18 protein-coding genes and 3 pseudogenes are annotated in these 22709 nt (G+C 57.0%); 10 read left to right on the forward strand and 11 right to left on the reverse strand.

Annotation, left to right across the window (positions count from 1 at the left end):
* The first annotated feature begins 38 nt into the window (after positions 1 to 38).
* From TSA66_RS03355 to TSA66_RS03390, 8 genes are all read left to right on the forward strand, one after another.
* Positions 39 to 905 (forward strand): c-type cytochrome, encoded by an 867-nt coding sequence (locus TSA66_RS03355; RefSeq protein ID WP_040038981.1) that lies wholly within the window; start codon positions 39 to 41, stop codon positions 903 to 905.
* The gene (locus tag TSA66_RS03360) at positions 902 to 3220 is read left to right on the forward strand and encodes an amylo-alpha-1,6-glucosidase (RefSeq protein ID WP_084199252.1); all 2319 of its coding nucleotides are present in this window, start codon (positions 902 to 904) and stop codon (positions 3218 to 3220) included. Before TSA66_RS03355 ends, TSA66_RS03360 begins: the two co-directional genes overlap by 4 nt.
* Positions 3221 to 3716: 496 nt before the next feature.
* Positions 3717 to 4745, forward strand: coding sequence for an SDR family oxidoreductase (locus TSA66_RS03365; RefSeq protein ID WP_052452076.1), 1029 nt, complete (start codon positions 3717 to 3719; stop codon positions 4743 to 4745).
* Between the two features lie 298 nt (positions 4746 to 5043).
* The gene (locus TSA66_RS03370) at positions 5044 to 6831 is read left to right on the forward strand and encodes a thiamine pyrophosphate-requiring protein (RefSeq protein WP_040038982.1); all 1788 of its coding nucleotides are present in this window, start codon (positions 5044 to 5046) and stop codon (positions 6829 to 6831) included.
* Positions 6831 to 7859 carry a hypothetical protein gene (locus TSA66_RS03375; protein ID WP_232429396.1) on the forward strand — a complete coding sequence of 343 codons (1029 nt, stop codon included), beginning with the start codon at positions 6831 to 6833 and terminating at the stop codon, positions 7857 to 7859. Before TSA66_RS03370 ends, TSA66_RS03375 begins: the two co-directional genes overlap by 1 nt.
* 2 nt (positions 7860 to 7861) lie before the next feature.
* On the forward strand, positions 7862 to 8452 hold the full coding sequence (locus tag TSA66_RS03380; RefSeq protein WP_040038983.1) for a gluconate 2-dehydrogenase subunit 3 family protein: 591 nt from the start codon (positions 7862 to 7864) through the stop codon (positions 8450 to 8452).
* Entirely contained in the window at positions 8449 to 10092 is a 1644-nt protein-coding gene (locus tag TSA66_RS03385; protein ID WP_040038984.1) for a GMC family oxidoreductase, read from the forward strand. Before TSA66_RS03380 ends, TSA66_RS03385 begins: the two co-directional genes overlap by 4 nt.
* 13 nt (positions 10093 to 10105) lie before the next feature.
* Positions 10106 to 11254 (forward strand): alpha-hydroxy acid oxidase, encoded by a 1149-nt coding sequence (locus tag TSA66_RS03390; protein ID WP_040038985.1) that lies wholly within the window; start codon positions 10106 to 10108, stop codon positions 11252 to 11254.
* A 387-nt stretch (positions 11255 to 11641) separates the two neighbouring features.
* Here TSA66_RS03390 and TSA66_RS03395 read toward each other — a convergent pair whose 3' ends face one another.
* The 5 genes and pseudogenes from TSA66_RS03395 to TSA66_RS03410 form a co-directional block, all read right to left on the reverse strand.
* Positions 11642 to 12133, reverse strand: coding sequence for a hypothetical protein (locus tag TSA66_RS03395; RefSeq protein ID WP_040038986.1), 492 nt, complete (start codon positions 12131 to 12133; stop codon positions 11642 to 11644).
* 258 nt (positions 12134 to 12391) lie between these two features.
* A complete protein-coding gene (locus TSA66_RS03400) occupies positions 12392 to 12706 on the reverse strand; it encodes a hypothetical protein (protein ID WP_040038987.1) in 315 nt (104 codons plus the stop codon).
* A 567-nt stretch (positions 12707 to 13273) separates the two neighbouring features.
* On the reverse strand, positions 13274 to 13483 hold the full coding sequence (locus TSA66_RS03405; protein ID WP_040038988.1) for a cold-shock protein: 210 nt from the start codon (positions 13481 to 13483) through the stop codon (positions 13274 to 13276).
* Positions 13484 to 13828: 345 nt separating this feature from the next.
* A pseudogene (locus TSA66_RS27575) lies at positions 13829 to 14055 on the reverse strand (MFS transporter); the annotation flags it as partial.
* A 65-nt stretch (positions 14056 to 14120) separates the two neighbouring features.
* A pseudogene (locus tag TSA66_RS03410) lies at positions 14121 to 14471 on the reverse strand (TolC family protein); the annotation flags it as partial.
* A gap of 656 nt (positions 14472 to 15127) precedes the next feature.
* On the opposite strand from TSA66_RS03410, the gene TSA66_RS03415 reads away from it, so the two are divergent.
* Positions 15128 to 17797 (forward strand): bifunctional diguanylate cyclase/phosphodiesterase, encoded by a 2670-nt coding sequence (locus tag TSA66_RS03415; RefSeq protein ID WP_052452077.1) that lies wholly within the window; start codon positions 15128 to 15130, stop codon positions 17795 to 17797.
* A 26-nt stretch (positions 17798 to 17823) separates the two neighbouring features.
* On the opposite strand, the gene TSA66_RS03420 is transcribed toward TSA66_RS03415, so the two are convergent.
* The 6 genes from TSA66_RS03420 to TSA66_RS27580 form a co-directional block, all read right to left on the reverse strand.
* Positions 17824 to 18213, reverse strand: a complete 390-nt coding sequence (locus TSA66_RS03420; RefSeq protein WP_232429397.1) for an EAL domain-containing protein — start codon at positions 18211 to 18213, stop codon at positions 17824 to 17826.
* A 268-nt stretch (positions 18214 to 18481) separates the two neighbouring features.
* Entirely contained in the window at positions 18482 to 19651 is a 1170-nt protein-coding gene (locus tag TSA66_RS03425; RefSeq protein ID WP_040038991.1) for a chromate transporter, read from the reverse strand.
* Positions 19648 to 20610 (reverse strand): chromate resistance protein ChrB domain-containing protein, encoded by a 963-nt coding sequence (locus tag TSA66_RS03430; protein WP_040042148.1) that lies wholly within the window; start codon positions 20608 to 20610, stop codon positions 19648 to 19650. The genes TSA66_RS03425 and TSA66_RS03430 overlap by 4 nt, the downstream gene beginning before the upstream one ends.
* A 408-nt stretch (positions 20611 to 21018) precedes the next feature.
* A complete protein-coding gene (locus TSA66_RS03435; protein WP_040038992.1) occupies positions 21019 to 21363 on the reverse strand; it encodes a type II toxin-antitoxin system RelE/ParE family toxin in 345 nt (114 codons plus the stop codon).
* Complete coding sequence (locus TSA66_RS03440) at positions 21360 to 21632, reverse strand: type II toxin-antitoxin system Phd/YefM family antitoxin (protein ID WP_040042149.1); 273 nt, start codon at positions 21630 to 21632, stop codon at positions 21360 to 21362. Before TSA66_RS03440 ends, TSA66_RS03435 begins: the two co-directional genes overlap by 4 nt.
* Positions 21633 to 21866: 234 nt before the next feature.
* Positions 21867 to 22202: a hypothetical protein gene (locus TSA66_RS27580; RefSeq protein WP_232429398.1), complete on the reverse strand. Its 336-nt coding sequence runs from the start codon at positions 22200 to 22202 to the stop codon at positions 21867 to 21869.
* Between the two features lie 24 nt (positions 22203 to 22226).
* Between TSA66_RS27580 and TSA66_RS03450 the strand changes: the two are divergent.
* Positions 22227 to 22528, forward strand: a pseudogene (locus tag TSA66_RS03450) (polyphosphate kinase 2); the annotation flags it as partial.
* Positions 22529 to 22709 lie beyond the last annotated feature (181 nt).

The raw sequence follows: 22709 nt of genomic DNA on the forward strand, positions 1-22709 counted from the left end.
CGCAGGAGCCTTTTATATATTGACAGTCGGATTGGGAAATGGATACCTATCAACCCTTGCGCACCGCGGTGGCGACCGTCTTCGCCCTTGTCGTGCTGGCAGCGATCGCCGGCGGCATCGTCGTCTATTTTGGGTTGTACAACGTGGCAGCCACGCATGAGCATGCCAACGTCCTTTACCATCTCCTTCACACGGTCATGCGCAGATCGGTCGGCGCGCGGGCCGACGATATCCCGGTGCCAAACCTCGATAGTCCGCATCGACTTGATAACGGCTTTGTGCTGTTCCGTGAACATTGCGTACAGTGCCATGGCGCGCCGGGGGTCTCGCCGCGGGCATTCGCATTCGGCTTGCGCCCCGCGCCGCCCGATCTCGTTCCCCCGGCAAAGGATTGGCCACCATCTCATTTGTACTGGGTCATCAAATATGGCGTCAAGATGACCGCGATGCCCGCGTGGGAGTACCAAGTCAGCGAGCAGGAACTCTGGGACCTGACCGCGTTTATAAAACGATTGCCGACTCTCTCGCCGGCAGACTATCGCCAGTGGAATACACGCCTGCCGCCGACCGGCAATACTGCTGTGGCCAATGCGCTCCCCTCGAGCAGGATTGGCAACGTAATGGCAGGACGCCGCGCCATTGATGAATATCTTTGTGCGACCTGCCATCAAATACCGGGTGTGGTTGGTGGAGATTCCACGGTCGGACCGCCGCTCGCCGGCATTGGCACACGCAAGTACATTGGCGGCACGCTGTCGAATTCGCCGGAAAACATGTTGCGCTGGCTGCGCGATCCGCAGCAGGTCAAGCCCGACTCTGCAATGCCGAATTTGCACATCCGAGAGCAGGACGCCCGCGATATAGCCGCTTATCTCTATACCCTCAACCAGACCTCCCCCCAATGAGCGTGGACATATCGGACAGGAAACAAGCGGAGCTCACAAAACCCCTTTTCATGCAGGCCCCTGGAAAAACTGAAGGAAGAGAAATGTCTAGAAAAACTCATGAAGACATACGGCACGAAGCAGGAAGCCGCCGTATCGTTCAGCACGGCCGCTCCTCAACAACTTCCAGTATCGCCCACGCCATCGTCATCAAAAGCGACGAACTCTTCTTCCTATGCGAAGCGAACGGCGACGTACCATTCGACGGGTCGAACGGCCTTGGCTTCTACTATCATGACTGCCGCTATCTGAACGGCTATGAACTGCGACTGGACGGCATGACGGCCGACCGGTTGGCATCGACTGCGGTGGAAGGATCATCGGCCACCTTCGTGCTGGCCAATCGCGACGTCAAAACTGCAGGCAATGATCTGCTGGAAAAGGAAAGTATCGGCATCAAATGGGAGCGCACGCTCGACGCGAACACATGCGCACTGCATGACAGCATCGCGTTCAGCAATTTTGGCGTCAAACCAGTCGACCTGCCACTCACGATTCGTCTGCGTTGCAAATTTGAGCCGATATTCGCTGTGCGCGGCGCTCCGCCGAAGAAGCGCGGAAAACTGGAGCCGACACGGTGGGAGAATTCGGCGCTGCATTTCGAGTACGAAGGTGCCGACAAGGTGCGCCGCTCGCTTTCCGCGCTATTCCACCCGGCGCCGCACCAGACGACGGACACGACAGCGGAGTTCAATCTGTCGATCGCGCCGCATGCCACCGCGACGATCCGATGCTCATTGCATATCAGCGAGTCACCAAATGACAGCCAGCGTCGAGCACCGCGCATGCCCGCCTCGCAGGATGAGCACGACGACGATTTCAAGCGCGTACGGCAAGCACATAACCAGGCGAGTGGTGAATGGCTGAAAAATGCCACGCGATTGGACTCGGACGATCCGCGCCTCAATCGTGTCGTGGATCAGTCACTGCGCGACCTACATTTGCTCAGCACGCCGATGCACGGACATCGATACTTTTCCGCGGGTGTGCCGTGGTATGTGACGCTGTTCGGTCGCGACGCGATTATTTCGGCGCTTGAGACGCTGGCGTTCCTGCCTGGGCGGGCCGAGGATACTCTGCGGCTTCTGGCGTCATTCCAGGGAACGCGAGAGGACCACTGGCGCGACGAAGAGCCGGGAAAAATCATGCACGAGCTGCGCGTCGGCGAGATGGCGCACCTCGACGAGATTCCGCAAACGCCGTACTACGGCACGGTCGATGCGACGCCGCTGTTCCTCATCCTGCTCGCACGGCATGCCGAGTGGACCGGCCGCCTCGATCTGTTCACGGAACTTAAGCCGCATGTGCAGGTGGCACTGTCTTGGATCGACCACGCGATCGCTCAAAGCGGATCAGGCTACCTGACATACGCAACCCTGTCGGGCAGCGGTCTCACGAACCAGGGCTGGAAGGATTCCGGCGACTCGATCATGAATTGCGACGGCAGCCTGGCGACGCCGCCGATCGCGTTGGTGGAGGTTCAGGGCTACGTTTATATGGCGAAAAAAGCGATGGCTGCCCTTTATCGCCGCACTGGCGATTCGGCCACCGCTGACCGACTCGGGAAGGAAGCCGAGGAACTATGCGCCCGTTTCCAACGCGACTTCTGGATGGACGATCTCGAAACGTACGCGTTGGCTCTGCAAAAGGGTAATCAGCCTGCAGCGGTCGTCTCATCCAACCCCGGGCATGCGCTGTGGACCGGCATCGCAACACCCGAGCGCGCATTGAAGACGGCCGAGCGTCTGATGCGGGAAGATATGTTCAGCGGCTGGGGCATACGTACCTTGTCGTCGCGTGAGCGCAGATTCAACCCACTTGGTTATCACGATGGGACAGTATGGCCGCACGATAACGCGATTGCCGTGGCCGGATTTCGCCGCTATGGATGCCTCAGTCATCTTTCCCGGGTGATCGACGGAATCGTCGATGCAGCAGTACATTTCCCGCATGGACGGCTGCCGGAAGTGTTCGCCGGGTTTTCACGCCAGGAGTTTTCCGTCCCCGTCCGTTACCCGGTAGCGTGCCATCCTCAGGCCTGGGCCGCTGGCTCTGTACCGTTCATGATCGAATCCGCGCTCGGGCTTAGGCCCGACGCCTTCAATCACTCCTTGCATATATCGCGTCCCGAGCTTCCCGAATCCGTGCATGAGTTGACACTTAAACGGCTACGTGTCGGGGATGCCGTGGCCGAAGTCAGGTTCAAGCGAAACAAGCGCGGCAATGTCGCAGTAGAGCACGAATGCGCCGGTCATCTTGATGTGATTCTCGAATGACGCTGCACCATGCAGGCGTTTTGTCGTCTTCGGTTCAAGCAAATGACTGCTATGTTTAACGCCAGTCGAAGGGAGTTGCTACGCATTGCTGAGCTCTCCATTGCTGGGACGGGAGAAAAGTGGGCATCGAATTAACCGGTCATCTGCACGTTTTGAAAATCATTGCTCCGCATCGCCAAAGCATCAGCATTGAAGTGAATTACCGAGAAGCTGCATAGCGGATTATTGCAATCAGCTCCTCAATTGCATCAAGGTACTGTCGGCCCAGCTCCGTCCTAGGGCGCCTAAATATATTTATACAAATATTTCCGAACTTTCGGCCCGTCGCCTTTATCAAAAATAGCATGTGAGTGTGGGCTGCACAGGCCAAAGAAGGGTATTCCCGACATGGGTGCCTTCTTGCCATCCTCACGTTGCATTGGTGAATGGTCGAAGTTGCGATTATTTAGCCGAGCATAGTATCGATAGGAATTTCGCTCCAACGTGTGGGGACATAATGAAAAATGGTCGTCCAGAAGTTGTAGTCATTACCGGCGCTACGGCCGGCATCGGTCGCGCGGCCGTGCAGGAATTTGCGAGACACGGCGCTTCGATTGCCCTGCTAGCACGCGACCACGAACGGCTTGAAGCTGCGCGGGCGGAAGTCGAACAGCTTGGCGGCAAGGCAATCGCGATTCCGACCGACATGGCAGATTATGCACAGGTGGAAGCCGCCGCAGAACGCGTGGAACGCGAACTTGGCCCCATCGACATCTGGATTAACGATGCGATGGCCACAATCTTGGCACCCTTCGATGAAATCGAGCCGGAAGATTACCGGCGCGTCACCGACGTGACATATCACGGGTTCGTCTGGGGTACGATGGCCGCTCTGAAAAGAATGCGCCCGCGCGACCGCGGCACCATCGTGCAGGTCGGCTCCGCGCTCGCCTATCGCTCCATTCCATTGCAGTCGCCTTATTGCGGCGCCAAGCACGCGATGAAGGGATTTACTCAGTCCGTCCGGACTGAACTGGAGCATGACAAGAGCAAGGTACATCTCGTCATTCTCGACATGCCGGGTGTGAATACGCCGCAGTTCGACTGGTGCAAGACCACCCTCGACCACCATCCCAAACCGATGGGGAAGTACTACCAGCCGGAAGTCGCGGCCCGTGCGATCTACTGGGCGGCCCATTCCCGCCGTGCCGAGGTAGTCGTCGGCATGCCGTCTTTGCTGGCCATTATCGGTGAAAAGTTCATCCCGCATCTGCTTGACCGGTATCTCGCGCGTACTGGGTTCAAGGGGCAGCAGACGCAACAGCCCATTCCGCCGGACCGCCCCTCCAATCTGTGGCAGCCGGTGCCTGGACCCTATTCGGCGCATGGCGCTTTCGATCAAGGCGCACGTCGTCACAGCGTCGAACTATGGGCCAGCATGAACCGCACCTGGCTGCTGGCCGACGGCTTGGCGCTCGGACTGTTCCTACGCTCGCGACTTCGTCGAGACAACGCAAGAGTGCGGGTCTCGACGAGCGCATCCTAACGTTGACCGATCAGCCGGAAGTGGTGTTGAGAATACAGATATGGCTTCCGGTCGCGCACAGAGGCTTTCTGCCATTCATTCCACGTTAAACGTCGAACCTGGGATCGACATTGCCGGTTATGGCGAAGTGCACGACTGCGACATGGTGGCGGTGACGGGCCACGGTTATGAACAGTTGTCTGCGTTTCAACTGGCAGTGGACGACTCGTGCATCAGTCCAGGATGCAGTTGAAAACATGTACGCAAACAGCGCGAAGCACAATTTGATCCAATCCGTCCTTCAGAAAGCGAGTTCAACATGAGCAAAACCGTTGGCGATTTCTTTGTTGAACGTTTGTACGAATGGGGCGTGCGCCGCATCTTCGGTTATCCCGGTGACGGCATCAATGGCGTGCTTGGCGCGCTCGACCGTGCTAAGCACAAGATTGAATTCATCCAGGTGCGCCACGAGGAAATGGCGGCGTTCATGGCGTCCGCCTATGCCAAATTCACTGGCGAACTTGGCGTATGCCTGTCGACTGGCGGGCCGGGTGCGTCGCATCTGATCACCGGGCTGTATGACGCGAAGATGGACCACATGCCGGTCCTGGCCATCAGCGGCCAGGCTCCGCGCACGGCGCGCGGCGCGCATTATCAGCAGGAATTGAATCTCGACCGGATGTTTTCGGATGTGGCCGACTTTGTGCAGGAAGCGGAAGCGCCGGCGCAAGTGCGCCATATGGTGGACCGCGGCATACGGATAGCCATTGCGCGCAATGGCGTCGCCGTTCTCATTCTGCCGGGCGATCTACAGGATCTCCCGTATGAAGATCCGCCGCGCCATCATGGCGCGGTGTTGTCCGGAATCGGCTATAGCAAGCCGAAGGTGCTTCCCTATGAGACCGACCTGCAGCGTGCGGCCGAGGTGCTGAACGCCGGCAAAAAAGTGGCCATCCTGGTGGGCGCAGGTGCGCTCGGTGCCACGGCGGAAGTGATTGCCGTCGCGGATAGGCTCGGTGCGGGCGCCGCAAAGGCCTTGCTTGGAAAGGCCGTGTTGCCGGACGACTTGCCGTGGGTGACCGGCTCAATCGGCTATCTGGGCACCGAGCCGAGCTACGACATGATGATGAAATGCGACACGCTGCTGATGATCGGCTCCGGCTTCCCCTATACCGAATTCTTGCCGAAAGAAGGCAATGCGCGCGGAGTACAGATCGATATCGATCCGGGCATGTTGAGCATCCGCTATCCGGCCGAAGTGAATCTGCATGGAGATGCGGCCGAAACGCTGCGCGCGCTGATCCCTTTGCTGGATCAAAAAACCGACCTATCCTGGCGCAGGCACATCGCAAAGCATGTCGACGACTGGTGGACGACGATGGAAAACCGTGCGCTGCAAACCGCGCATCCGATCAATCCCCAACGAGTGGTCAGGGAATTGTCACCCCGTACGCCTGACCGGGCCATTATTACCAGTGACTCCGGCTCATGCGCGAACTGGTACGCGCGCGACTTGAAGATTCGTCACGGCCAAATGTGCTCGCTTTCCGGCGGCTTGGCCTCGATGGGCGCAGCCGTTCCCTATGCGATTGCCGCCAAGTTCGCGCATCCGGACCGGCCGGTAATCGCCCTGGTGGGCGACGGCGCCATGCAGATGAACAATATGGCGGAGCTGATCACGGTCTCCAAGTATTGGAAACGCTGGTCGACGCCGCAATGGATTGTATGCGTCTTCAATAATGAAGACTTGAATCAGGTGACGTGGGAACAACGGGTGATGGAAGGCGATCCGAAGTTCGAAGCCACGCAGCAGATTCCCAATGTTCCTTATCACAAGTTTGGCGAATTGATTGGCTTGACGGGCATTTTCTGCGACCAGGAACAACATGTCGGTGCTGCCTGGGAAGCAGCGTTGGCATCGGACCGGCCGGTCGTGCTGGAATTCAAGACTGACCCCGAGGTGCCGCCGCTGCCGTCACACATCACGCTGGCGGAAGCGAAAAAATTTGCCGAGACCATTGTGAAAGGCGATCCGCGCGAAGGGCACATGATTGCCGGCGCGCTCAAGCAAGTCTTCAGCAGCATTATCCCTGGAGACAAGGAATAATGACTGCGCCGGTGCCGTGGCGCACGGCCAGCCTGGATCACCGGCCATCCGGCCCGACCGTCGCAACGTCGCTCGGCGTGGCGACACTGGGCTTGGCCGCTGTCGCCGGGCTGATCCAGCTGAAGCGAGCCATCCAGGCTAAACCATCCCCACATGCGGGTCCGCATCCAGACGCGGTGGCATTAGTAGAGCCGGCGTCGTTCGCCGCGCGCGAATTGCACGGTTCAGCGGCGTTGCTTGCGACATCGGTTCTTACCGATAGTGCGCTCGAACACTATCGCGGCGACTTTGAAAATCCCGGCATGATCACGCCGCTGCTGGCATCGCTAATGACGGTAATAGCGGGCGCCAGCAGTGCCGCGTCGACTACGGGCCGATCAAGAATGACGCGTGACGGCATCTATGCCACGGCAGTGGCGGTCGGCGCCGCCGGTTTCGCCTTCCATCTGTACAACGTCTTGCGCCGCCCCGGCGGCCTCGGCTGGCTCAATCTGTTTTATTCGGCACCGATCGGTGCGCCGGCGGCATTGTCGCTGGCCGGTTTGATCGGGCTCGCCGCGCAACGCGTGCGCGATACTCCCGCTGGCAGCTCTCCGTCCCTGCTCGGGGTGCCTGCGGGGCAAATCCTGTCGGCGCTGACCGGGATCGGGCTAGCCGGCACTTCGAGCGAAGTTGGCCTGCTGCATTTTCGGGGTGCCTTCCACAACCCTTTCATGTGGTTGCCAGTGACCGTGCCGCCGATTGCGTCAGTGTTGATGATTGCGGATACCGTTGCGCCGGCGCGGGTGCGACATGGATGGCTCACCCGCGCATGGCTTGCGTTGACCGGCATGCTGGGGATTGCCGGTATTGCCTTCCATGCCTACGGCGTCGCGCGGCAGATGGGTGGCTGGCGCAATATCCGCCAGAACGTGCTGAGCGGCCCACCCTTGTCCGCCCCGCCAAGCTTTACCGCATTGGCGCTAGCAGGATTCGCCGCGCTGTCCCTTCGCACACGGCATGAAAACTGGAAGGGGACAGACTCGTGAAGATGCTTTATCCACACTATGACGTGCTCGGCAAATGGGATACCCCGTCTTTCGATGACAAAACGCGCGGCGTGCTGGCCGCACGGCTGCATGTCATTCCCGAACGGCGATTCTTTACGCAACACGAGTGGACCTTGCTGGATTCCATCGTTGCGCGCGTGATGCCACAACCGGAACGCGCCCAGCCGATACCGATCGTGCCGTGGATTGACGATATGTTGTCGAGCAACCGCGGCGAAGGGTTCCGCAACGACAATATGCCGCCGATGCGCGACGCCTGGCGGGCGGGCTTGGCAGCGATCGACCTGGAATCGCATCGGCGACATGGATGCGGATTCGTCGAACTGGATGCCGCATCATGCGATACGTTGTTGCGTGCGATCGAACGAAATCAAGTCGATGCGGCCATCTGGACCACGGTTCCGGCGCGGGGCTTCTTCATCGACATATTGGTCAAGACTGCTGCCGGCATCTATTATTCCCATCCTGCCGCGTGGAGCGAGATCGGCTTTGGCGGACCGGCCAGCCCGCGTGGCTATGTGCGCCTCGGCTTCGACGAGCGCGACGCCTGGGAAGCGAAGGAAGCCAGATGAGCGCGGAAGCGCTGCGCGCAAAACAAGGCCGCGCGCCGGATGTGTTTCAGTCCGGCGGCTGGATGCCGATGCGCGAATTTGGACATGACGAGCCTGTCGATTTTGCGATCGTCGGCTCCGGCGCCGGCGGTGCCACGCTCGCCTGCAAACTGGCAGAAGCTGGTTTTTCCGTAGTGGTGTTCGAGGCCGGCCCATTCTGGCGTCCGCTTGATGATTTCGCATCCGACGAACTGGAGCAGCAAAAACTGTACTGGACCGACGCGCGCGTCACCGCCGGAGACAACCCAATTGCGCTTGGCGGCAACAATTCCGGACGTGGCGTTGGCGGCTCGACCGTGCATTTCAGCATGATTTCCTTGCGCTTTCGGCCCGAATGGTTCAAGTGCCGCAGCCAACTCGGCTATGGCTTCGACTGGCCGGTTTCGTATGAAGAAATGGTGCCGTACTATGAAGAAGCCGAGCAGGCGCTGAAAATCTCGGGGCCGGTGAACTATCCATGGGGGCCGCCGCGCCGCCGCTATCCGTATCGCGAACACGAAATGAATGCGTCGGGCCTGGTGCTTGCACGGGGTGCGGAAAAAATGGGCATTCGATGGGCGTCGACGCCACTCGCCACCGTCTCCGCGCCGCGCGGCAAGTCACCGCCGTGCGTATATCGCGGCTTCTGCAATTTTGGCTGCTCGACCAATGCCAAGCAGAGTGCGCTGATCGTCTGGATTCCACGCGCGCTCAAAGCGGGCGCGGAAGTACGCGATCTCGCGATGGTCGGCCGAATCGAGATGGACGGCAACGGCCGCAGCGGACAAGCGATCGGTGTGCATTACCATCGCAACGAGGCATGGCATTTTCAGCGAGCGAAAAACGTGGTGGTGGCTGGATATGCGATCGAAACGCCACGCCTGCTGCTCAATTCCGCCTGCCCGCAGTTTCCGCAAGGACTGGCCAATAGCTCGGGGCTGGTCGGCACGCACCTCACCACGCATGCCGGTCCCGGCGTTTGGGCGACCTTCGATGAAGAAATCCGCTGGTACAAGGGGCCGCCCAACATGGCGGTCACCGAGCATTGGAACTATGTCGACCAAGGCAAGGATTTCCACGGCGCCTATGCTTTCATGAGTCAAGGCCCGCTGCCGCGCGCATGGGCGCAACTGATGGCGACGCAGCGCCATCTGTGGGGCGATACACTCCGCGCGGAAATGCTGAAATACAACCATATGGCCGGCCTGGTGCCCGTGGCCGAGACCGAACCGAGAGCGCAGAACCGGGTGGAAGTCATCGACGAAACCGATCAATACGGCCTGAGGATTCCGCGTGTCGTGTTTTCCTATTCCGACAACGACAAGCGCCTGCAACGCCACGCCGTGCGCTTCATGGGCGACATGCTGGCTGCCGCCGGCGGCCGCGATCTCTGGACCAGTGACGACACCAGCCATCTCATGGGAACGTGCCGCATGGGCGACGACCCGGTAAGCAGCGTGGTGAATGCCGATGGCCGGAGCTGGGACATTCCCAACCTGTGGATTTGTGACGGTTCGCTGTTTCCGACCTGCGGTGGCGTCAATCCCTCCCTCACCATCCAGGCGCTCGCCTGTCGCATCGGCGACCGGATCAAAACACTGGCCCGCCGCGGTGAAATTTGACTGGAGAAAGTCCATGAAACCCATTACCAGCATTTTTGATCTCGAAGCCATGGCCAAGGACCGCTTGCCAGCCGTCATTTTCGACTACGTGCACGGTGGTTCCGAACAGCAAATCACTTTGCAGCGCAACGTCAACGACATGCGGGCGCTGGCCCTGCGTCAGCATGACTTGCGCAACGTCGCCGACCGCAAGCTGGCGGTAACCATGGTGGGGGATCCGGCACGCATCCCGCTAGCCATTGGTCCGACCGGACTGGCCGGCTTGACCTGGCCTAATGGCGAATGCGAGGCGGCGCGGGCGGCTGCGGATTTCGGTGTGCCGTATTGTTTGTCGACGATGTCGATCAACTCCATTGAAGATGTGGCGGAAGCGACCGGAAAGCCGTTTTGGTTCCAGCTGTACTTGATGAAAGAGCACAACGTCAACGAAAACCTGATCCGTCGTGCACATGATGCAGGCTGTTCGGCACTAGTACTGACGCTCGACCTGCATGTGCAGGGTAAGCGCTGGGCCGACGAAAAGAACGGCCTGTCGGTACCGCCCAAGTTGACGCTGCACAATGCCGTCGATATGGCAAAGCATATGGGCTGGATGCTCAGCATGGTGAAGAGCAAGCGCCGGACCTTTGGCAACCTGGAACATGAGGTGGCGCAGGTCAAGAATTTGTCGGCCTTGACGCAATGGATCGAGTCGCAGTTCGATCCTTCTTTCGACTTCGACACCGTCAAATGGGTGCGCAAGCAATGGGACCGCAAGCTCATTCTGAAGGGCATTATGCTGGCTGACGATGCGAGGCTGGCGATTGATGCTGGCGCCGATGCCATCATCGTGTCCAACCATGGTGGCCGCCAGCTCGATGGCGCTCCATCATCGATTTCGGTGCTGCCCGGTATCGCAGACGCAGTGCGTGACCGGATTGAAGTGTTGTTCGATGGTGGCATCCGCACCGGCGCTGACATCGTCAAGGCGCTCGGCCGTGGTGCACATGCCTGCCTCAGTGGGCGTGCATGCCTGTACGGTTTGGCGGCCAATGGCCGCGAGGGCGTCGACTGCGCCCTGAAGCTGTTCGAAGATGAGCTGAATGACTGCATGGCGCTCACCGGCTTGAAAACGCTCGATCACGTGCCCGCCGAGGCCGTGACCGCGCAGCCATCGTTATGATGTCGCTCGAATATGGCAACTCCCTGGTTTCTTTTTGCGACAGGCATCGAAAGCAGCATTCCCACGATCGTCCAAAGAAGATCCCGGATCGATAAGAGCGAGAATTATGGGCATTACACCCGCTGACGCCCCGACGTCACAGTGGCTGCGCCGCTCGTTATCCGCTTCCCGCGCGATGGCCCGCCGTTCCGAAAAACGCGTTGCGGTGCTGGCTGTTACGATTGGAATTTTGCCGATGAGGCATTTAGCAAAGTGCGCCATTTCGATGATTCGGTGATTTCTGGTTCCAGCAACTTCAGAGGTGCGTATGAAGAAATATCGTGATGATATCGAGGCCAACTAACGAGTCAGCCGGCCGGTTGAAGCGTCTCCTTGGAATAGCGACACTCACTCTGCCCTGGCATCAACGCCGTGCTCCGAAAGCTGAGCACCGAACCAGCGGTGAATAGCTGTTATGAGATGCAGATCAGCAGTGCGGAATGTGATGGCCGCACCCGCCGGCAATTCCGTATACGAAATCTTGATGCGCGAGGCCCCGGCGTGAAGTTCCTTAAGGCCAGGCATGTCCGCGCCATGCAGCGTCGCCGGATCGGCATAGTCACCGTGTTGAAACCTTCCGGCCTCGTGTTTAAGGTGCTGCCGAACCAGTGATACTTGGTCGGTATCGCCTGGATCTCTTGCGATAACCTGCTGCATGCCTCCCGACTCGGTCATCCTGAACACGTGTACGGTCTTTGACGCGTCGAAAGGCATGGCACTGTGAGACATCTGATGGACATGCTCTTGCCGAGTTTGCGCGAACGCTGTGGAACCATTTAATAGCAGAAGTGCGGCAAGCACTTTCGCCGTGCGACAAACTCTGCGAGCTTTTAACCTCATGAATTTCCTCCTTGCCTACGCGAACCAAATAGTTAGCGGTGAAAGTAACCGGACGCCGCGTGAGGTGAACATCAACACCTGCTTCCCTGTTGGCCCAACAGTCACCTCAAGAGAAAATTTCGGGCTTGGCTGCGGCGCTTATTGCTGAAAAATATCCGAATACATTTTGCGCCGCCCTGGGCACCATCGAGGCAAGATGATCGCCGCGCCCCAGAAGGATCTGGTCGTTGGTCGACAGGATGAAATAGTGTCATACGGTTAATGAAGTGAAAACACTGGTACCGTTGGCAGGGACTTCACTACCTCCGGCATATTGCCGTCGGCATCTTTTGCCGCCATTAAGCGTACCCATCCCAGCACTTCGTTGATACTGGCAAGGCCGCTGTATAAAGCAGCCCGGGCTACGCAGTAAACCTGCATGTCATTGATGCCACTATCCGAGGTTGCCAAGGGCGACTGTACGAGGTCGTGGATGCGATTTTCTATATCGTCCAGGTCCGCGGTCAGCTCCGCACGCAACACATGCATACTGGACACAGCATCGCTTGCGTCACAAAGGTCCATTCTTTCCATGTTCAATTCTCCAGTCTTGTCGGGTATAGTATTTCGTGCCCTTAATGCCAGACGCTCGTACTGCGGCCTGAACCATGCCTGCATGCAGCTCTGGTTATTGGAACGGTGCAATAACAACGTCATGATGTGTTGTCATCGCGCTTTGGCACTGCCCAAGGGGTGACTTGGTGAAGATTGGGCGGAAAAATAAAAAAGCCCGCCGAAGCGAGCTTTCTTGCTACTCATCGCTACGTCACAGCAACCCATGCTATCTGCGTGGTGTTTCTGAACTGATGTTGTGAGCGCTCATGCTACCTGCATGATGCCCTCATGATCCGAACGCGTCGCGCTATTGTGAGTACAGACCGCATTGCTGCGTCGTTGCAAAGCTGACTGATCGTGCCCAGCATAGTTTTCCTGGACCCACGCTATTTGCATGGTGTCCTCGTCCAAGTATTACGACAACCCATGCTATCTGCGTGGTGTCCTCGCTGCTTGAATTTGCCGCGTTGGTTGCCGAGAAAGGCCGATGCCGGCCTTCACGACTGATCAGTCATTTTAACGGCCGCACACTGCGGCCGTCGTCTATTAGATGGGACGAATGTTGCTGGCCTTTTCGCCTTTTGGGCTGGTGCCGCGCTCAAACGAGACGCGCTGGTTTTCAGCCAGGCTCTTGAAGCCATTTGCCTGAATGTCCTGGAAGTGCGCGAACAAGTCAGCACCGCCGTTATCCGGCGTGATAAAGCCGAAACCTTTTGCATCGTTGAACCATTTCACTGTGCCAGTTTGAGTACTCATGCTATTTCCTTGTTGAAAAGATAATGGGCAAAGCCCGAAACGCACCCGAAACCAAGGGAGATCTAACTGAAGGGATTCAAACGGGAATGGCTCTGTGGAAGAGCAAGACAGGAAAGAGACCGACAACGATTACGACTTGATGCAAGTGCAGCAAATTCAATATACAGGAAGCAGGCCGACTAATCCACACCTTTCGTCGGTTATTTCACGCGCCTATTTCGACGATGCAGTATGACATCCACTTTCAGGTCCGCGTCGGGCCTGCGTAGTGCTTCGTTGCTCAGGCGGCTATACCTAGTCGGTTGTCCCTGGCGAAGCGTCGCTGCTGCGATGACCAAGCATGAACTGGTCGCCGTAGTGGCTAAACAAGGCCGAACCGATCGGCCGTGCGAAGAAGGCGATGGCGAAGGTCTCGCGCGCGACTGCAGGATGGCCGATCGGTTCGACGCGGCAATGACCAGCGCCGCGGCAGTGGCGTAAATGTAGAAATCGAAGAACTCGATGGTGGTACCGATGAGGCTGGCAAACAGCACCGTTCGGGGGGTATTCCTGGCAACGTGAGTATGCGCCATGAAGATGTTCCTGATTATTCCTATTGTGAACCGCCGGCAGCGTGGGAGATGGATGAATGTTTGGCCTACTGCGGCTCCCAGCCCCCTCCCAGGGCAAGGAACACGGCGATCTGGTCGCTGGTAAGCTGCGCGTCGGACGCTGCCAGCGCACTTTCCGCCGTGGCGAGCGTGCGTTCGGCGTCCAGCGCGGTCAGAAAATCGGCGCGGCCGTAGCGGCACAGCTCGCGTGCTTGCCGCGACGCCAGTGCGCTCTGGTCGCGGGCGCGCGTCAGGTCCGCATGGCGATCAAGATCGCGTGCATACACGGTCAAGGTAGTTTCGGTTTCGCGCAGCGCGTTCAGCACCGCCGCATCGAAGCGTGCGAGTGCGGCATCGCTGCCCGCCTCGGCTTGGACGATGCGGCTGCGGGCGCTGCCGTTCATCGAGCCAGCTATCGCGTTACTCGGACTCTGCGCTTGTGCGTTGGCCCCGATGGCACCGCACGTTCCTCAGGGTGATGCATGACGCGTGTCGCATCGCATAAAGGGCCCCGCCACCTCTTGTCAAACCAGCACAAATCCGTTCACGCTAGTACAGTTTGTGCACATACTCAATACGTAAAAAATATTTTTGACAGTCCCTTGTACCCACAACCAATATGCGCATCATCTTCCATTAAGTCATTGATTTGTCAGGTGGAAGCAACTTGCCCATTTTGTGGGCAATCTAATAAAAACGGTATGTTTCCTTGAGTTGCGGCTTGTCAACACCCTGTTATTCACAAACTTATTCACAGGAAATGTGGACTAGTAGAAAAGTCCTTTTTCCATCAGGTATTTACCTTAGATTTGTAATGAAGATTCTTAATCTTCATGCCCTCTTCGCTTAGAAGATGGATTGGAGACTCGCACCCGTCATGGAAAACGCCACGTAAATCCCACGCGTCGGATTTTTCTGATGTTCCTCCGTGTCTCTCATTGCTATACTCTTTCCGCAAATCAACAATCTGCATGAGTTCTACTGTCCCTCGCCAGAACTTTTTGGCGAAATCGCTAAGGAGCGAGTTTCTCCCGGAAGCCCGGAACAAGACGTAATGGCCAAAATTATGAAGCGCAGGCACCGGCTTTCGGCAATTCTTTCATCTATAAGAAGCAACTTCTCTCACCTGCTCCTGTGGCCGTTGGTTTGCTTGGTCTTTGGCGTGGCCCTCTGGGGGACTACATTCGCCAAGCTGCAGTCGGAAAAAAGTGAACTTCAGCAACAGGGCTTCAAAGACGCAGCCTCTTTGGCCAATGGTTATGCGCGACAGCTGAATCGCAACGTCCAGCAAATCGACCAGATGACCCTTCAGGTTCAATATGATTGGTTACTATCAAAAGGACAACTGCGGCTTGAGAATCTCGTTAAAACGGGTTTATTCCCGTCGACGACCCTGCTCAGGGTGAATATTGCCAACCGCCGTGGACGTCTTGTCACTGCGACGATACCGATCACCAAAACCGTAATGGTGAACGACCGTGAATATTTTCTTTTTCACAAGCAAAATAATTCGAACGTGTTGCGAGTCGGCACGCCTGTTGTCGGCCGGGTGCTGGGAACGAACATTGTCCAGTTTTCACGTAGGCTCAATGCACCGGACGGTTCCTTTGACGGCGTTGTCATCGTTTCCGCCGAAATCCCCTACTTCTTGTCATTCTATGAGTCAGCGAGCCTGGGGAAACGTGGGCTCCTTGCAGTAGTCGGTGACGATGGTCACTTGCGTGCGTCTGGTATTGGCGGTTCCGTTCGCGACTTCAAGCCGGCCACGCGCCACGTGCTTCAGCAATTGTTGGCGGCCCCAGGACCAGTAAAAGAATCCAGCCTCGATGCAGATAAAACCTCGCCATTCTTGGTGGCGGGAAGCCACCTAAAATCCTACCCGCTGGCCGCCGTTGTGGGATTAAGCGAAGATGAAATTCTTGAACCCTACCGGAAAAGCAGTAATACCTATAAAAATTTTGCTATTGCCGGCACGGCAGTATTGTTTCTTTTTGCGTTGGTTTCAACCCTCCAGTCGTTGCGCTTTATTCGCATTCGACATGAGTCAGAGAAGGCCAGGGCGATGTACGGGATAACCTTGGAAGGTGGCAGCGAAGGTTTCCTGATGTGGCGAGCGGTCTACGATGGAAAAAAGCAGATCGCTGATTTTGTCATCGTGGATGCCAATGAGCGCGCAGCAGGCATTTACGGCGTGGGCAAAGAAAAACTGGTTGGTAAAAGACTGTCCTCGTTTTATGAGCCGACGTATTTCGAGAAGCTCATGAAAACGTATCGACAAGCCATGGAGGATGGCTACTACGAAGACGATTATCCGGTGCCGCCGGAAAGCCCTCTCAAAATGGTTTGGCTGCATAGAAAGATGACCCGCACCAGCCTCGGGCTTGCGCTTGTACTCAAAGACATCAGTGAAGCCAAGGCATATGAGCAGCAGCTACTCCACCGAGCAAATCATGACGCTTTAACAAGCCTGCCCAATAGGCAATGGCTCGAGGAAGCGTTGCCTGCGACATTACAACGTGCGGCTGCCAGTGAATTCGGTGTGGCGGTACTGTTTATCGACCTCGATGGATTTAAGAGAGTCAATGACACGTTAGGCCATTCTGCGGGAGACGCCTTGTTACGGGCTGCTGCTCATCGGCTACAGTCCGTTTTACGGCCAACCGATTGCGTTGTACGGTTTGGCGGGGACGAATTTGTCGTCGTCCTTGAACCTGTCCTTCGCAACACGAAGCCAACACGCGTAGCCGACCGGATTGTGGAGGCCTTCAATCCTCCCCTCGAGATTCACGCTGAACGACAATCGGTCGGCGTATCCATTGGCATCGCAGTCTTTCCCGACGATGGGGGCGATAGCGAAACACTCTTGAGGAATGCGGACGCTGCCATGTACGTAGTGAAGAGCGAAGGAAAGAATGGCTATCGCTTTTACCAGCCCCAGCTTGGGGAGGATATCAAGAAACGGATTTCATCTGAAAACGCGTTGACCGAAGCGCTGGAGAAAAAGCAATTCATTCTGTTTTACCAGCCACAAGTGAATACCGCAACGCGCGAACTTTGTGGAATGGAAGCGCTTGTACGATGGCAGCATCCCGACAAAGGATTGATCCCACCATCCGAATTCATCCCCTTGGCCGAGGCGACGGGCCGTATTGTCGCACTTGGAACGCAGGTGATTGAACAAGCGTGCGAGCAATTGGCACTGTGGCGGAAACAGGGGATAAGGCTGGTGCCGATATCCGTGAATGTCTCGGCACAGCAGTTTAATCAGAACGTCGTGGTCCACACGATTGCGGCATGCCTTGAGCGATACGATGTCGCGCCAGAGTTGCTGGAAATAGAAATTACCGAATCATCGATGTTAGCAAAGCATGCCGAAATCGAGTCCCAACTCGCCGAGTTGAGGAAGATGAGAGTGAAGCTGGCCATCGACGATTTCGGAACGGGCTATTCATCCCTGTCGCAACTGCTGCGCCTGCAGATGGATGTACTCAAAATTGACCAGAGCTTCATTGCGCAACTCGGCAACGGCTCCCCGGGCCTGGTGTTTGTCAAATCCATCATCTCGCTGGCCCACTCGCTCAATATGACGGTCATTGCCGAAGGCGTGGAAAATGACGAGCAACTACGCCTGTTACAGGACCTCTCTTGCGACCAGATTCAGGGATACTTGATTTCACGCCCTGTTCCTGCACAAGAGATTACCGCAATGCTACAGAAGCACTAAAAGTCATCCGTCATATCGACCATAAATCAAGCCGAAACAAACGTCTCAAATGGCGGTCCGCGGTGTGGAAGGAGTATTCGCTTGAGCATGAGCTTGGCCGCTTCACCTGCTGTTACCGCTTTCGATACCAGGAAACCCTGAACCTCATCGCACGATAGAGACTGGAGAATATCCAGTTGTTCAGAAGTTTCGACTCCTTCTGCGACGACTTTCATATCAAACGCGTCCGCCATCGACACAATCGCTCGAAAAAGCTGCTTTCCTTCTGCCCCGTCGCTAAGGCTTTTGGTAAATGCCCGGTCAACTTTTAATACGTCGACATCAATACGATGGAGTTGCGCCAGTGATGAATATCCCGTTCCGAAATCATCAATCAACAGTGTGACGCCAATTGCACGCAGCTCAGTAACCAACATGAACATTCGTGCGATGTATGCTTGGGCGATCGTCCTCTGTCTCTCTATGTCTTGCATACAGAGAATGTCACAGCTCAATAAGGCGGAATTACCGCGCGAATGGCACCTTAAACACATTTTCCTTGGCGTTGTAGCGTCACTTCATGCTAAGTCCCTGTTCGATGCGAGCGGCATCCAATACCGATGCCTGAGCTCAAACCGGAGCACTGACTGCTGCGGCAAGGGCAGCGGAAATTGCAATACGTTTCAACACGGCGGGACTCCTTCATCAATGCATAACCGGATACAGAATGAATCCGGCAACTGCCGCAGCTACGATGACCATTGGTTCTTGGAGTTTCTTGAAGCGCCAGAGCAAAGCCACCACGACGACGGCAATGACGGCTGTCGGAATGTCGACGATGGAGCGTCGTGCTAGCACGATGACGGAGCCGGTGATGGCACCGATTGCCGCCGCGGTGATACCGTCGACAAACGCCACTACCCCAGGCAGTTTCCCGTATTTTTTGAAGTACGGTGCCGGGATAATAGTGAACAGGTAGCAAGGAATGAACGTGGCCAGGGCCGCAACGGCAGCTCCGGATAAGCCGGCAATCAGGTAGCCAATGAATCCGACTGTAATGACTACCGGCCCGGGAGTAATCATGGCGACAGCCACAGCGTCGACGAATTGCTTCTCATTGAGCCAGTGGTGCTGTTGCACGACCCCGCCATACAGGAACGGCACAATGGCCAGCCCCGAACCAAAGACGAACGCGCCAGCCTTGCCGAAGAAGAGCCCGATTTGGGTCAGCAACGATGTATCCATCGACCCGAGCCACGCACCTGTCATCGGTGCTTGGATCAACGCTGCGGCATGGACGCCGCCACGCGCTAGCCATTTCGGTGGTGCACGCAGTAACCACACAACGACACCAGAGGCGAGGAACAGCCAGCCCACTTCGGACTCGGTCACAACTGTGACGACTAGCAGCAACAGGTAAATCGCCCAGAGCAGCTTGTCCTTGCCAATGCTTTTCTGCGTCAGCTTCTTTGCGCTCATCGCGATAATGCCGATGACCGCCGCCCCGACACCATAAAACACTACCTGCATCCACGACAACCCACCAAACCGGGCATAGGCCCAGCCGAGCGCCACCACCATGAGGAATGACGGCAGAACAAAGGCAAGACCGGCAAGCGTCGCACCGAGGACGCGGTAGTGAACGAAGCCGAGATAAATGCCGAGTTGCGCGGCCAGGGGCCCGGGCGCCATCTGAGCTAGCGCCAGCCCCTCCTTGTAGTCGCTATCGGTAATCCATTTCCTGTCCTCCACCAGGTCGCGATGCATGTAGCCCACCAGCGCGACCGGGCCACCAAAGCCCAGCGCACCGAGGCGCAGCATGTACAGCACCATCTGCCAGAGGCTGTATCGGGGAAGTTGGTAGCCATCAGTCATGTTGCCGCCTCCTTACTGTAATGGCGGTGGAGTGAATCCAGGACATGACTGAACTCCCTGAGAAGGTCATCGTCGTCGCGTAAGCGGTCCCGCGTCCCTGACAGAATGGCTTCGAGCCCGGTGGCTTCCGGGGGCACGGTACCACCGACATCGAGAAAGTGGACGAGCGCTGCGATTGGCGACAAGCCACGGTCCTTTTCCAGGTCGAAGCTCTCCAGTAGCACCTCGAATGTCACTTTGTCGCCGACGTGGGTGAATGCCGCGCCGTTGAAGTCGAAGCCCAATGCTTCGGGTGGGCAATGGGCCGGGCTGTCGAGCCAGAGGAACTTCGCCTCGCGGTCAATGAATCGCTGAATGAGCCAGGCGCTGGCCACCCGGTCGACCCAGAGATGCCGGCGCGTTGCCCAAGTACGGCCTTGGTAGTTAGTTCGGGCCAACCGTGGAATCGTCCGTATCTCGGCATGCGGCTCATCCGGGGACAGAATCGTCTCCACGGCTTCCTGGAAGTCGGCCCAAGCTGTCTGTGCCGCAAGCGACGATTCATTGGGAAAGAAATCGATGCCCTGAATGGCTTCCAGGTCCTTGCGCAGCCGCTTCAGCGTCCTGGCTAGCTCGGCGGTTCTTTGAGATGCCAAGGCCTTTCTAGCCTGGGCAAGGCGGCTGGCAAAGTCGGCATACTCTTCTGCCCGGCTAAAGAGAGCATGAAATGCTGCATCGTCGTCGGCAGACCGCGCAGCAAGATGAACCACCCACGCTTGTCCGCCATCGGCATTGGTCTGACCGGCGAGTTTGCTCAGGGCCGCAGCACGCTTGCTTCCTTCTGGAAGCAAGTACGCCCCATCGCGCAAGGCCACACATCCCAGCGCCTTGATTCCCCGCCATAGCCGCATTCGCGCGGTGGCTCCAGCCGTTGGTAAGGTGGTAACAAGCAGCAGCCATGTTCTTGTATTTACATTCATGTAGAGAAATCTACTATATGTAATGAAAATAACAAGATAAATACACGGAATGAGAAGCGGCGCTGCAGCTCTCCTGAGGCCGTTCAATAATTTGTCCCAGGAGAACCTGACCTACCTATTGCTATTGTCCTGCACTGAAATTCTGCATTCACGCTCGCTAACGTCTTTTCAGTCACATTGGCCGCGAATTCTCCTGGAAATTTGCCTCGGCGCCACCATGCTGTCGCCTGCCTGCAGAATTCCTTAAGACAATTTATCGAAGATGCACATGTTTAATCTAACAGGTAAAAAAAAATAATGATGCATCCCGAACTTCGTGCGTTCACCCCAAAGATTTACCGCGCCACGACGGGGGCATTCCAAGCATCGCCATTTCCCGGAAGGGATCAAGCGGGGCGAAGTGCCGCACTATGGATATGCCCCCAATAATCGCGTGCGCAGTATCGTCTCGAAATCCTGACGGGTAGAGCAGAAGAGATGAACGTACACGATCTTCTTCTCATCATCGATCTGATAAATGATTTTATTCAGATCCTCAACGACCATCTGCCGATAATGGTCGAATCCCGTCTCGAGCAGTTCGGGAATCGGCCTGCCCATTCTCGGAGTGGTCTTCAGCGATTCCACCGACGCTTTGATCGCCACATAGTTATCGCGTGCCACCTCGGCGCCGAAATTTGGCAGTAGATAGTTGATATATAAGTTCCGAAGCTCCGATTGGGCGCCCTTGAGCAAGACTACCGGGTACGTCATCCGGCAACTTCCTGGTCCATGTTGGCAAAGAAGTCATCTGCATCGACGAACTGGCCGCGTGCAATTTCCTTTTGTCCTAACGCCAGAATCTTCAGCAGCGCCATCGTTTGCTGGGTTTGCTCAAAGCTTTTGATGTCCTGCACGACAAACGTCGCCTCCCCATTTTGTGTGATGATCATTGGTTCGCGGCTCGCGGTAATCTCCTTGACCACGGATGCGGTCTTTTCCTTGAGGTAACTGATTGGCTTAATGTGTGATGAAAATTGCATGGCCATTCTCGCAGTATATGAAATGATCAGTCTGAATATAGACTGAATTTGGAACGAGCGTCAACCAAACTGTGGTCAGATGATTGCCATTGCTGAAGATCGATGACCAGCTTGGCCATCGCCGTTAATGCCGGTGACTGCGACACGAAGAATTGACGGCCGTACCCGCCATACGCAGGACTTGCCGCTTCATTGCCATGAACGTGCGCTTGCGCTGTGGATCAAGCGTGCCTTCTACTTCGTCTGCAAACAGCGTGTCATAGCGCCGAACGCGCGGGGCGCCTCGGTGGCAGCGATGGCTGCGGCGATGACTGCCTTGGCGACGACCGGCACGCAGGAAATCAATGCCCGCGTGCCGGCCGGGACTGCATCGAAGCGCCAGCTATCCGACGCCTGCCAGCCGCCTCCCGGTAGCAGCGCGACCTGTTGCAGGCAGTCGGCCGCATGCACCGGAAGCCGGCCGCCCAATCGGCGAAACAGGTTCAGCGTTGCCTGCGGTTCGTGGGAAAACGCCCCCTGCAGCATCAGCACGGAACAATGATCCGCCAGGCGCCGTATGTTGCGTACCAATGCCTCGATCGCCCGGGCATGGATATCGAACGTATGTTGGCGTGCTCCGGCATCAAGCTCATCAAATACGGGTTCTCGATTTCTGACAAGGATCAGGAATCCCGCTTCTTGGGACGCATCCACGACCCTTTGAAGCAATGGAAGCTGAGCCCAATGGCGCTCGAATCACGCGGCCGCTGGGAAGAGTACACGAACGCCAAGGAAGTGATGTTCGAGTGTCCCCATATTCCCGAGGCGCCATGGTGGGGCGTGTCGCCGATAATCAGAAGCGGGCGCGGCCGAACTGCCTGCATCCTCTCCTGAGGCAGATTCCCTGCCAGGAGCTCGCGTAAGCCGCCAAAGCTATTGAAACGGGCCAAAATCGAAATCAAGGACTTACCGATCGTCGCGCCACAGGATCAAAGGGATCGATACACGAGTTAGAGCCTATTTCGATAGGGCGGAGCGCCAAGCAATGAGACCGCACGCGAACTGCAGCATGGCGAGATAGGTATCCTCGCGCTTTTC

The sequence above is a fragment of the Noviherbaspirillum autotrophicum genome (genome assembly GCF_000818395.1).
Taxonomy (GTDB): Bacteria; Pseudomonadota; Gammaproteobacteria; order Burkholderiales; family Burkholderiaceae_D; genus Noviherbaspirillum; species Noviherbaspirillum autotrophicum.